Origin of the sequence: Prodigiosinella aquatilis, assembly GCA_030388725.1 — a bacterium.
Classification (GTDB): domain Bacteria; phylum Pseudomonadota; class Gammaproteobacteria; order Enterobacterales; family Enterobacteriaceae; genus Prodigiosinella; species Prodigiosinella aquatilis.
The window spans coordinates 3,255,376-3,267,960 of the sequence record CP128857.1; the positions used below are offsets into that span (position 1 = coordinate 3,255,376).

12 protein-coding genes and 1 pseudogene are annotated in these 12,585 nt (G+C 47.4%); 3 read left to right on the forward strand and 10 right to left on the reverse strand.

Going from position 1 to position 12,585, the window contains the following annotated elements; genetic code table 11:
• Window positions 1–19: 19 nt before the first annotated feature.
• The 3 genes from eutC to eat are packed head-to-tail and all read right to left on the reverse strand — an operon-like array spanning window position 20 to window position 3,608.
• Window positions 20–820, reverse strand: coding sequence for an ethanolamine ammonia-lyase subunit EutC (gene eutC, locus PCO85_15070; protein ID WJV52545.1), 801 nt, complete (start codon window positions 818–820; stop codon window positions 20–22).
• Entirely contained in the window at window positions 817–2,208 is a 1,392-nt protein-coding gene (locus PCO85_15075) for an ethanolamine ammonia-lyase subunit EutB (GenBank protein ID WJV52546.1), read from the reverse strand. Before PCO85_15075 ends, eutC begins: the two co-directional genes overlap by 4 nt.
• 14 nt (window positions 2,209–2,222) lie before the next feature.
• A complete protein-coding gene (gene eat / locus PCO85_15080) occupies window positions 2,223–3,608 on the reverse strand; it encodes an ethanolamine permease (protein ID WJV52547.1) in 1,386 nt (461 codons plus the stop codon).
• A 343-nt stretch (window positions 3,609–3,951) separates the two neighbouring features.
• Between eat and PCO85_15085 the strand changes: the two are divergent.
• From PCO85_15085 to PCO85_15095, 3 genes and pseudogenes are all read left to right on the forward strand, one after another.
• Window positions 3,952–4,578: pseudogene (locus tag PCO85_15085) on the forward strand (glutathione binding-like protein).
• A gap of 88 nt (window positions 4,579–4,666) precedes the next feature.
• Entirely contained in the window at window positions 4,667–5,038 is a 372-nt protein-coding gene (gene folX, locus PCO85_15090) for a dihydroneopterin triphosphate 2'-epimerase (GenBank protein ID WJV52548.1), read from the forward strand.
• 146 nt (window positions 5,039–5,184) lie between these two features.
• A complete protein-coding gene (locus tag PCO85_15095) occupies window positions 5,185–6,090 on the forward strand; it encodes a TIGR01777 family oxidoreductase (protein WJV52549.1) in 906 nt (301 codons plus the stop codon).
• A 223-nt stretch (window positions 6,091–6,313) separates the two neighbouring features.
• Here the strand turns inward: PCO85_15095 and hisP are convergent, their stop codons facing one another.
• The 7 genes from hisP to cvpA form a co-directional block, all read right to left on the reverse strand.
• Complete coding sequence (gene hisP, locus PCO85_15100; GenBank protein WJV52550.1) at window positions 6,314–7,087, reverse strand: histidine ABC transporter ATP-binding protein HisP; 774 nt, start codon at window positions 7,085–7,087, stop codon at window positions 6,314–6,316.
• 17 nt (window positions 7,088–7,104) lie between these two features.
• A complete protein-coding gene (locus tag PCO85_15105) occupies window positions 7,105–7,821 on the reverse strand; it encodes an ABC transporter permease (GenBank protein WJV52551.1) in 717 nt (238 codons plus the stop codon).
• On the reverse strand, window positions 7,814–8,503 hold the full coding sequence (locus PCO85_15110; GenBank protein WJV52552.1) for a histidine ABC transporter permease HisQ: 690 nt from the start codon (window positions 8,501–8,503) through the stop codon (window positions 7,814–7,816). The genes PCO85_15105 and PCO85_15110 overlap by 8 nt, the downstream gene beginning before the upstream one ends.
• A gap of 68 nt (window positions 8,504–8,571) precedes the next feature.
• On the reverse strand, window positions 8,572–9,351 hold the full coding sequence (locus PCO85_15115) for a lysine/arginine/ornithine ABC transporter substrate-binding protein (protein ID WJV52553.1): 780 nt from the start codon (window positions 9,349–9,351) through the stop codon (window positions 8,572–8,574).
• A gap of 408 nt (window positions 9,352–9,759) precedes the next feature.
• A complete protein-coding gene (locus PCO85_15120; GenBank protein ID WJV52554.1) occupies window positions 9,760–10,329 on the reverse strand; it encodes a UbiX family flavin prenyltransferase in 570 nt (189 codons plus the stop codon).
• Window positions 10,330–10,475: 146 nt separating this feature from the next.
• Window positions 10,476–11,993: an amidophosphoribosyltransferase gene (gene purF, locus PCO85_15125; protein WJV52555.1), complete on the reverse strand. Its 1,518-nt coding sequence runs from the start codon at window positions 11,991–11,993 to the stop codon at window positions 10,476–10,478.
• A gap of 30 nt (window positions 11,994–12,023) precedes the next feature.
• The gene (cvpA, locus tag PCO85_15130) at window positions 12,024–12,515 is read right to left on the reverse strand and encodes a colicin V production protein (GenBank protein WJV52556.1); all 492 of its coding nucleotides are present in this window, start codon (window positions 12,513–12,515) and stop codon (window positions 12,024–12,026) included.
• Between the last annotated feature and the right edge of the window lie 70 nt (window positions 12,516–12,585).

Below are 12,585 nucleotides of genomic sequence, written 5' to 3' on the forward strand. Positions count from 1 at the left end.
CGTCGTGATTGCAAAATCCTCATGCGTCATTTGCTGTCGGCAAAGACGTCAATGGTCGAATAATTCCCTGCATTACCGGGTTATCACTTTCATCTTTCAGTTGTACGCCGGATAAGCGACGTTGAAAAGCGTGTTCCAGCAACCAGGCCAGTTTGTAGGCCGCCTGAGGGTAATTCAACCCCTCTGGACGGATATTGGAAATGCAATTGCGCTCCGATTCCAGACGGCAGGTATTTGGATCCCAGGTCATATAAATACTCAAACTGTCCGGCGATGACAGACCGGGCCGTTCTCCAATCAGTATTGCTACCATCCTCGCCTGCAAACATTCACCAATATCATCACCTAACGCCACCCTGGCCTGATGTGCCAATACAATCGGCGCCAACGTCAATTCCAGTTGTGCAACATAGGGCAACACAGCCTGAATCAGCGGCAATGCCTGACGATGAACCGCCTTGGAAGACAGACCATCACCCACCACCAGTAACAGATCGGCCGGTTGATCGGCAACCGCGAGTAATAGCTCACGACTATCCGACGACAAACGGCGCCCAAGATCTGGGCGACACAAATACTGTTCACGACTCTCTGCCGCGCTGTGTACCGTCAATGTTTTCAATCCTTCCTCGTGCAGTGAATTTGCTAGCATTTCACTGTCAAAAGGCTGATGTACTGCATCTCTCGCTCGCGCATGAGCCAGACCGAATTTCAGTAGTTCATCGGTTGGCATACTGGCACCGGTACGTCCCAAGGCGATACGCGCGGCGGTGTATTCTCGTAATTCCTGCCATGGATTGGGATGAACTACCGGTTTCATTCCTCCCCCTCAAGATAGGGTCGATGCTGCAATAATGGATGTCGGTGACTCGCATCTTGCAATCGGCCTTGCGCATCAATAATCTGCATTTGTGTCAGCCAGTCGCCAAATTCCGGGGCATGTTTCAGTCCCAGTAATTCACGGATATAAAGGGCATCATGAAAAGACGTGCTCTGATAATTGAGCATGATATCGTCCGCACCGGGTACGCCGATAAGGAAAGTAAGACCAGCCGTCGCCAGCAGAGTCAGCAAGGTGTCCATATCATCCTGATCGGCTTCGGCATGGTTGGTATAACAAACATCGCAGCCCAATGGCACACCCAGCAATTTGCCACAGAAATGATCCTCCAGACCGGCGCGGATAATCTGTTTACCATCATAAAGGTATTCAGGGCCAATAAACCCTACCACGGTATTCACCAGCAGCGGTGAAAAGTGGCGAGCCACTGCATATGCCCGGGCCTCACAGGTTTGCTGATCAACACCATGATGCGCATTGGCAGACAGGCAACTCCCCTGACCCGTTTCAAAATACATCACGTTGTTGCCCAGCGTGCCACGATTCAGGCTCAATGCCGCTTGATGTGCCTCTTCCAACATTGCCAGATTAAAGCCAAAACTGGCATTGGTTGCTTGCGTTCCGGCTATCGACTGAAACACCAGATCCACCGGAACCCCACGTTCAATCAACCGTAGTGTGTTGGTAACATGGGTCAATACACAAGACTGGGTGGGAATACCGAAATGGCTGATCACATCATCCAGCATGTAGTTGAGCTTCTCCAACAGCGGCAAACTATCACTGGCGGGATTGATCCCCACGACAGCATCACCACAGCCATATAGCAGCCCATCCAACATACTGGCAGCGATACCTTTCAGATCATCCGTAGGGTGATTCGGTTGTAGCCGTACACTGAGATGTCCCGGCAAGCCGATGGTATTACGAAAACAGGTAACCACTCGACATTTCTTGGCTACCAGAATTAAATCCTGATTACGCATGATTTTACTGACCGCTGCCGCCATTTCTGGCGTGATGCCTGGGGCTGCTTTAGCAAGCATCGCACTGTCAGTTTGTTCACTAAGCAACCAGTTGCGAAATTCGCCTACTGTCAAGTGAGAGATCAGTGCGAACGCCACACTATCGTGGCTGTCAATGATCAACCGGGTAACGTCGTCTTCCTCATAAGGAATCAATACCTGCTGTAAAAATGCGCACAGAGGAACATCCGCCAGTGCAATGCGTGCGGCCATGCGCTCTTCCGCACTTTGTGTAGCAATACCAGCCAATGCATCACCGGAACGAAAAGGCGAGGCCTTGGCCATTAATTCCCGCAAATCCCTGAAGATATAACGGCGATGTCCTAACGTCGTCTGATACATATGTCTCCTGACACTCACTTCGACACAGTCAAATGCGGATCAAACACTGCCATCGCACGAGCCTGCGTGGTTAATCGGAACCAGCCATAGCCAAGCAGCATCATAGCGGTAAACATCAATGCCAGTAAGACATTATAATAAACCAGCGCGATCAGGCAGATACTGGCCATCACCAGTGCGAAGGCGGGTACGAATGGGAACAACGGTGCATGGAATGGACGGATCAGATTTGGCTCACTGCGACGCAGCTTGAACAGCGATGCCATGGAAATAATGTACATCACAATAGCGCCAAATACTGACATGGTCACAATGTTGGCTGTCAACGGCTGCCCGCCAATCGTCACCAGAGAATCGGAAAAAATGGCAGCAATACCCACTATACCACCGGCAATAATGGCCCGGTTCGGCGTACGAAAACGCGGATGGACATTAGCCAGCATTTTAGGTAGATAACCCGCTCGGGCTAAGGCAAAGATCTGACGGGAATATCCCATAATAATACCGTGGAATGACGCTATCAGCCCGAATAGCCCCAGCCAGACCAGCATATGCAGCCAACCGCTACTGTTTCCTACCATCAACTTCATCGCCTGCGGCAATGGGTCATTGATGTTAGACAGCTGTTTCCAGTCGCCAACACCACCGGCAAACAACATTACCCCGATGGCCAGCAGCGTCAGCGTTAAAATACCACCAATAAACGCACGTGGAATGGTACGTTGTGGATCGTGCGCTTCCTCCGCCGCCATCGCCGCTCCCTCTATCGCCAGGAAAAACCAGATAGCAAAGGGAATGGCAGCAAAAATACCCGAAACGGCCACCGGGCTGAAGGTATCCATTCCAGCCCATCCACCATGAGTAAAATGACTCCATTCAAATCCAGGGGCGACCACCCCCATAAATACCAACAGCTCAAAAATCGCCAATAGTGTCACTATCAGTTCAAATGTGGCCGCAATACCGATCCCCAGAATATTCAACCCCATAAAAACAAGATAAGCACTGACGGCTACCCATTTGGCCTCCAACGCTGGAAACTGCACATTCAGATAAGCACCGATGGCCATGGCAATCGCTGGTGGCGCGAAAACAAACTCAATCAAGGTTGCGAACCCGGCGAGGAATCCGCCGGTAGGACCGAAGGCCCGATAAGCATAAGCAAAAGGCCCTCCGGCATGAGGAATAGACGTGGTTAACTCGGTAAAGCTGAAAATAAATGCGCAGTACATAGCAGCAATAGCCAGTGCTGTAATCAGAAAACCTAATGTTCCTGCCTGTGACCAACCATAACTCCAGCCAAAATACTCCCCAGATATCACCAGCCCGACGGCAATCCCCCAGAGATGGAAGCTACCTAATGTGCGTTTCAACCCTGTCGCTAATGGATGCTGTTGCATTCTCTTTTCCCCTTGGAAACAATCATTGTTCAGGGAAGTGCAAAGGTTGTACCAGTTGCCAAATTAGTGTGAAATCGAAACACCGCTATACGTTAACCATCATCTGCTTCATCCGACCACGGTCATGCTGCGCCATTCTGAATCAAACGCACCAGAACACAGCACTTTTTGCTCCATAAATGCGCGCCTGCATTCGATCAAAAAATAACACCTCCCATTGATGCAACAATAGTCATTGCTGTTGGAATCAAGGTAGTAGTTAATTCGGTTTTCTATGAAACACGATTCTGTACTACAGTCATGCTTATGTCTTGATGAATCAAATGACACGAAGGCACCATTCATGATTAATCTGTATTACGCTCCTACCCCAAACGGCCATAAAGTCACACTGTTTCTGGAAGAGGCTCAGATTCCCTATTAGCTTTATCCCATCGATATCAGCGCTGGCGATCAATTCAAACCGGATTTTCTGTCCATCGCACCTAATAACAAAATTCCAGCGATCGTTGATCTGGATCCCATAGATCACGGACAGCCAATAAACCTGCTTGAGTCAGGTGCCATTTTGCTTTATCTGGCAGAAAAAACGGGCAAGTTCCTGAGCACAAACTTGCGGGAACGTACTGCTACTCTACAATGGCTATTCTGGCAGGTCGCCGGATTCGGGCCGATGCTGGGACAAAATCATCATTTCAACCACTATGCGCCGCAGCCTGTGCCTTATGCGATTGAGCGCTATCAAAAGGAAACATATCGTCTCTATACCGTACTGAATAAGCAATTACGGAAGACGCCATGGTTGGCCGGTGAGAACTACAGTATTGCTGATATGGCAACTTATCCCTGGGTCGTTTCTCATGAACGGCAGAATATTGCCTTGTCAGAATTTCAGGCAATAAAAGACTGGTTCGAACGCATCCGGGATCGCTCTGCCACTCAACGTGCTTATAAGCTCGCAGAACAGTAATTAATTCCCACTATTCCAGTACATTGACCCACGATAAATTCTGGTATGGTAAATAAAAGATCATGCCAGTAATACTATCGGAGCCACCATGCCGCAACATTATGCTAATGCTGTTATTCGTATAAAAAATCTGCGATTACGCACTTTTATTGGTATCAAGGAAGAGGAAATCAATAATAAACAGGACATCGTCATCAACATTGTGATCCATTACCCGGCGGATAAGGCGCGAAACAGCGAAAATATCACCGATGCCTTGAATTATCGCACCATCACAAAAAAAGTGATTCATCATGTAGAGGGAAACCGTTTCTCACTGCTGGAGAAACTAACGCAGGATATACTTAATATTATCTGCGAGCACGAATGGGTGATTTATGCAGAAGTCGAGGTCGATAAACTGTTTGCTCTGCGTTATGCCGATTCCGTCTCTATGACCATGAGCTATCACAAGATATAGCTGGCTCTCTGGTATGCCACGCGGAAGATGATTCAGATGTGTATTTTAGAATCAATGTATACACTCAGTATCCAAGAACCGCAGCACTGTCTACCACAAGCATGGCAACCGTAGTCTATTGGGATAAGCACTAAGTGAGGCCATATATGCAGCTATTAATCACCGGTGGCACCGGCCTTATCGGTCGTCATTTGATTCAGCGATTACTGTCACTTTCCCACAGCATTACCGTATTGACTCGCAATCCTGAACATGCCCGTCGTCTGTTGGGTAATCAAGTGGATTACTGGCCTACGTTGCGGAATCAAACGTCCCTTGATGGTTTTAACGGCGTTATCAATCTGGCAGGTGAGCCTATTGCTGATAAACGCTGGACAACTATCCAGAAAGATCGGTTATGTCACAGCCGTTGGGAAATAACCGAGCAACTGGCGCAACTGATCAAAAACAGCGATATACCACCAGCAGTGTTTATTTCAGGTTCCGCAGTCGGATATTACGGCGACCAAGGACAAGCGCTGGTAACAGAAGACGAGACACCTCATGATGAGTTTACCTATCGACTATGCTCTCATTGGGAAACACTGGCACAGGCTGCTGAAAGCGATAAAACACGAGTATGTCTGCTACGTACTGGCGTAGTGCTTTCCACCGAAGGCGGGGCGCTGGCCAAGATGCTGCCGTTATTTCGTCTGGGTTTGGGGGGGCCAATAGGCACAGGTAAACAGTATCTGCCATGGATACATATCGACGATATGGTCAATGGCATTCTTTACCTGCTGGATAATCCAATCCTGAGTGGCCCATTCAACATGGTTTCCCCCTATCCAGTCCGTAATGAGAAATTCTCCGCCATGCTGGCAAATGTGCTGGATCGCCCTGGCTTTTTGCGCATGCCTGGTTGGGCGTTGAAGCTCATAATGGGAGAAGCAGCAACGTTGGCGCTAGGTGGACAACGCGCTATTCCCTATCGTCTGGAACAAGCAGGATTCGGTTTCCGGTTCTTTGAATTGGAAGAAGCGTTGAATGATCTGATTAAAAACGCGGGCTGACACCGGCACCAACCTGACATGATGCTTAACACTATACCGGCCTGAACAAATGTTTAGGTTATGGTTGATGACAAAAACATCTTAATCTTGTCATGCCCACAAAATCGCGTGAGCTATTTGTAATTTAATACATTGATTATAAATATATTCCCGATTTCTCGGGAGTATATTTATAGAGGAAGAAAAGCGCGGTCAGCCGTCTGAGCCTGAATGGATATTCAGGCTATTTCAGTGCACCAGATAGAAACTGTTGCAAACGTGGACTCTGTGGGTTACCAAAGACTTGCTCTGGTGGCCCTTGTTCTTCAATAACCCCCTGATGCAGGAAAATAACGTGGCTGGAAACATGGCGTGCAAATCCCATTTCATGAGTAACTACCACCATGGTTTTTCCCTCCTCGGCCAGTTGTTGCATGATACGCAGAACTTCACCTACCAGTTCAGGATCCAGTGCGGAAGTCGGCTCATCAAATAGCAATACTTCCGGTTCCATTGCTAACGCTCGGGCAATTGATACACGTTGCTGTTGGCCACCGGAGAGATCCGCCGGATATTTGTCTTGTGCCGCACCGGTTATACCGACTTTATCAAGATAAAATATCGCCCGCTCACGGGCTTCAGCTTTACTCAGCCCTAACACCTGTACCGGCGCTTCAATAACGTTCTCCCGAGCTGTCATAAAGCTCCACAGATTAAAGTGCTGGAACACCATCGTCAGCCGGGTACGCAACAACTGAAGCTGTTTTTTATCAAACACTTTCAATTGACCATCTTTGTCCCGCACCATGTGAATTTCCTGACCGCCCACATGGATAGAACCTTCATACGGCTTTTCCAAAAAATTAATACAACGTAGCAAGGTGCTTTTACCTGATCCAGACGATCCGATAATTGAAATAACGTCCCCCGCTTTAGCCTGCAATGAAATACCTTTAAGCACTTCATGTTGGCCATAACGTTTACGTAATTCCGTCACCATCAGCTTATTATTCTGCATGCTATATTCCTGCATATCTAATGAGATGAACGGGTATGGAGGTGCCGTAACCAGCGTTGCTCTGCCTTTCTGAACAAGGAGATCAGCACAAATGAAATCGACAGATACATGACGGCGGCAATGCCAAAGGCATAAAACGGCTTATAAGTCGCCGCATTAATATCGCGTGCGATCTTGAGGATATCCGGCACAGTAACGGTAAATGCCAGCGCAGTAGAATGCAGCATCAAGATCACTTCATTGCTATAAGCAGGGAGTGCAATACGCAGCGCACTCGGCAAAATAATACAGCTATACTGCCTGAAACGGGAAAATCCATAGGCTCTGGCTGCCTCAACTTCACCATGAGGAACAGAACGGATCGCACCAGCAAAAATTTCGGTAGTATAGGCACACGTATTAAGTGACAGCGAAAGAATGGCGCAATTCAAGCCACTACGAAAAAAAGCATTCAGTAAATCCGTGCCACGGATTATTTCCAGACTGTAGACACCGGAATAAAAAATCAATAATTGTACATAGAGCGGTGTTCCCCGGAAAATATAGGTAAATAACCACACCGGCAGGGAAAAGCGACGCCGGGGAGAAACTCGGGCAACAGCCAGTGGAATCGCCATCAATCCACCAATCACGACCGAAATAATCAGCAGCCATAGTGTCATGGCAAGACCTGTAAAGTGATAGCCATCACTCCATAACAAAGGCCGCCAGTATTGTTGCAGGATCTCACTCATAATTAACTTTCCTGACTCCTGCAGAATAACGCCGTTCCAGCCACCACAGCACCCCGTTAGACAAGGTAGTAAAAATCAGATACATCACACCCGCTACAATGGCGAAAAAGAAAGGTTGATGAGCACTCTTACCCGCCAATTGAGTCGCCTTAATCACATCGCTCAACCCCAGTAAAGAAACCAGAGCAGTTGCTTTCAAAATAACCTGCCAGTTATTGCCGATACCCGGCAAAGCAAAACGCATCATTGAGGGAAACATGATGCGTCTGAACACTTGTGATGGAGAGAAACCAAAAGCGACTGCCGCCTCGATTTGTCCGCGTGGCACCGCCAGATACGCCCCACGAAATGTTTCGGTAAAATAAGCGCCATAAATGAACCCTAACGTGATAATCCCCGCTGATAACGGATCAATATCGATCTGTGAAAGACCAATCGCATCAGTCAGATTGTTCAGTATTATTTGCAGTCCATAAAAAATGAGCAACATCAGCACCAGATCAGGGATGCCGCGAATCAAGGTGGTATAGCCAGAAAAACAGACCGACAATAGCCGATTAGAAGATAACTTGGCACCCGCACCGATTAAACCAATCGCCAACGCCAATAACAACGAGCATATCGCCAGTTGCAGCGTCATGTACGCGCCTTCCAGTATTAATTCGGAATAACCATACAACATCACGTATATCCGTTCAGTAAAAACCATCTTCTGCCTGCCAGGGCAGGCAGAAGTTAATCACGGAAGGGTTAACCGCCGTATACGTCAAAATCGAAATATTTTTTCGCCAATTTGCTGTAAGTACCGTCTTTACGCATAGATTCAAAAGCTTTATTCAGCGCGGCTTTCAGCTCGGTTTCATTTTTACGCAGCCCCATACCGGTGCCCACGCCAAAAAATTTGTCATCTTTCACTGCCGGACCGGCAAAAGCATAGTCTTTACCTATATCCTGCTTGAGGAAACCCTCGCTTCCTGCCACTTCATCTTGGAAGGCGGCATCAATACGACCGTCAATCAGGTCAGAATAAATCAGGTCCTGATTCTGGTAAGCCACAACATTAACCCCTTTCGGCTGCCAGTTGGCATTGGCGTAAGCTTCCTGGGTTGACGCTTGCAATACACCAACTCGTTTTCCACGCAATGATTCCACTGTCGGCTGAATATTGGCGCCTTTTTTAGCAATCAGACGAGCGTTGGCGGCATACAGTTTATCGGTAAAGGCGATCTCTTTCTGACGTTTTTCAGTGATAGACAGAGAGGAAATAATGGCATCAATTTTTTTCGCTTTCAGCGACGGAATCAACGCATCAAAGTCACTTTCGACAAAGGTACATTTAACCGCCATACGCTTGCACATCTCTTTCGCCAGATCGATGTCAAATCCTACCAGTTCACCGCTAGCGTTTTTAGATTCAAACGGTGCATACGTTGGATCAGTACCGATTTTTATATCTTTTGGTACTTCCGCAAGGGCACTGCTCGTTGCGAATACCAACGCTAAAGGCAAAAGTTTAAACAGATTTTTCATAAAGTTACCCTTATCAATAAATGGTTGAACGCCGAAGCTATTCATTGAATCAAAACGCTTTTTTAGTCGATAATGCCATTGTATTTACTATGTGTGTGTTTGCTACAGCATGGCAATGCACTTTCCGTGCCATAATAAATACCAGTAACAAAGGGAAATAATATGACCACTACTGTACTAATCAATCAATGTAATCAATTAATTAGGCAGCTTTCCACCTACGTTTTGTTCGCCATATTTTCGGAGAAAAAACCATGAAGAGAGATCACATTGCACCAAATTAGATCACATTACTGCATCATAATAGTGCACTGTAGTAAACTAGGGCAAAATAGTTACATGAGCGATGTTCAGCCGTTAATCATGAAAAGGCGCTTCCGGCAATAAATTTCACCATAAAATAAATGATTACGTACCTTGCCAGCGAGTAAACAGATCTTGTGACAACCTAATATCAAACTGGTCAAGAACCCGGTTGACTGTTTGATCGATGATATCTTGCACAGTTTGTGGGCGATGATAAAACGCTGGGACAGGTGGCATGATGATAGCCCCCAACTCTGCAACAGCATTCAGCAAGCGTAAATGACCTAAATGCAATGGCGTTTCCCGCACACATAACACCAGTGAACGCCGCTCTTTCAACATTACATCCGCCGCACGGGTGAGCAAACTATCCGTATAACTGTGGGCAATTCCGGAAAGGGTTTTGATCGAGCAAGGTAAAATAACCATGCCCGCAGTCTTAAATGATCCAGAAGAAATACTGGCGGCGATATCACGTGAATCATGCACCACATCTGCCAGCGCTTGTACATCCTTCACATTCAAATCGGTTTCCAGCGACAGCGTTTGTCGTGCCGCCTGACTCATGATCAAATGGGTTTCTATCCCATCCACCGACTGCAAAACCTGCAATAAACGTATACCGTAAATTACCCCACTGGCACCGGAAATACCGATGATGAGTCGTTTCATAAGATGACCTCTGACATACCACATCTGGATACGGTAAAATGATCTGCGCTGACTTTGCCGCATCAGCCAGCGATTGGCAAGAATAACAATGATAAAGGGGAGTCCGCATCAGCGTCTCCCCTTTTGATGTGTCACAAACCTTGGTTTTACCCTTCGTTATGCATTTCCAGGTCTTCCACTTCGCTCTGACTACGCAATGCCTGAGCATCATCGTTGCGCAGCACTTCCAGATAATCCAGATAACCTTGATCCACATCTTTGGTCACATAAATTCCATTAAATACGGAACACTCAAACTGGACAATATCAGGATTATCTTCACGTACCGCGTCGATCAAATCGTCAAGATCCTGGAAAATAAGGGCATCGGCACCAATAATCTGCCGAATCTCTTCTACTTCGCGGCCGTGCGCAATCAGCTCATTCGCGCTGGGCATATCGATACCGTAGACGTTCGGGAAACGGATTTCCGGTGCCGCCGAGGCCAGATAAACTCGTTTAGCACCCGCTTCACGCGCCATTTCCACTATCTGTTGCGACGTAGTACCACGCACGATAGAGTCATCCACCAACAATACATTTTTATCACGGAATTCAGCCCGGTTGGCATTCAGTTTACGCCGCACCGATTTTATACGCGTCTGCTGCCCAGGCATGATAAACGTGCGGCCAACATAACGGTTTTTCACAAATCCCTGACGATAAGGTCTGTTGATAATGCGAGCGATTTCCAGTGCGATATCGCAAGACGTTTCCGGAATCGGAATAACCACATCAATATCCAGGTCTTCCCAATTACGAGCAATCTTTTCACCCAATTTCTGCCCCATGCGTACACGGGCGCTATAAACCGAAATCTTGTCAATAAACGAGTCGGGACGTGCGAAATAGACATATTCAAACAGGCAAGGGTTACTCTTCGGATTCTCCGCACACTGCCGGGTAAACAGTTGCCCTTTTTCCGTAATGTAAATCGCTTCGCCTGGTGCAACATCACGTAAAAATTCAAAGCCCAGCGTATCTAACGCCACACTCTCGGATGCAACCATATATTCGTTATGTCCGTCTTCCAGTGTACGCTTACCAATCACCAGAGGGCGGATACCGTTCGGATCGCGGAATGCAACCATACCGTGGCCGATAATCATGCTGACACAAGCATAGGCACCGCGAATTTGCTGCTGCATTGATGCAACAGCGGCAAAAATATTATCAGCCTCCAGCGGATAATGCTGAAAACGGTCCAGCTCTTTAGCAAAGATATTGAGCAGGATTTCAGAATCAGAAGTGGTATTCACATGCCGGCGACCTTGCTCGAACAACTGTTTACGCAGTTCGTGAGCATTGGTCAGATTACCGTTGTGTGCCAGTGTGATACCAAAAGGGGAATTGACATAAAAAGGCTGGGCTTCAGAAGCACTGGAGCTGCCGGCTGTTGGGTAACGCACATGACCCAGCCCCATGTTACCCTGTAATCGCTGCATGTGCCGTGCTTCAAACACATCTTTCACCAGGCCGTTAGCCTTACGCAGGCGAAAACAATTAAAAGCATCAATGGTGACGATGCCTGCGGCATCCTGCCCACGATGCTGTAACACCGTTAATGCGTCATAAATCGACTGGTTGACCGGTGTAAAACCGGCGATACCGACAATACCGCACATGTTGTCTTTTCCTCATCAGCGCTACCGTGGCTAAATGTGCCGCGGCAAGAAACTCGACGTGCTTTGCAGATAGTCAAAAAACCACCTGATTATATAACTGAACCGCGGAATTAACTGAGACTGCTTCCAGTCGGCACTCTGTGAAAAACCAGTAAAGGTATCCAAAAAGAACAGCAGAGCAGAGACGATCAACACACCACGCAGGGCACCAAAACAGATCCCCAGAACACGATCAGTGCCTGACAGCCCGGTACGTTCAACCAGCGAACCGATCACATAGTTGACAATAGCACCCACAATCAACGTCGCAATAAACAGAATGGTAATGGCGATGCCGTTACGCACCAATTCATCATTAAACCGCGTGAAATACACCGCAAGGTACACATAATAATGGCTTGCGATGAAAAACGCGCATCCCCAGGTAACCAACGACAACGCTTCACGTATAAACCCGCGGACAAGACTGACCAGAGCCGAAAATCCGATAATACCGATAATGACGTAATCAACCCAAACCATGAACTATCCTAATAATGAACAATAACTATCGACAGCACCGCTCATCCTGTTCGCGGCGCATTCTAACAGA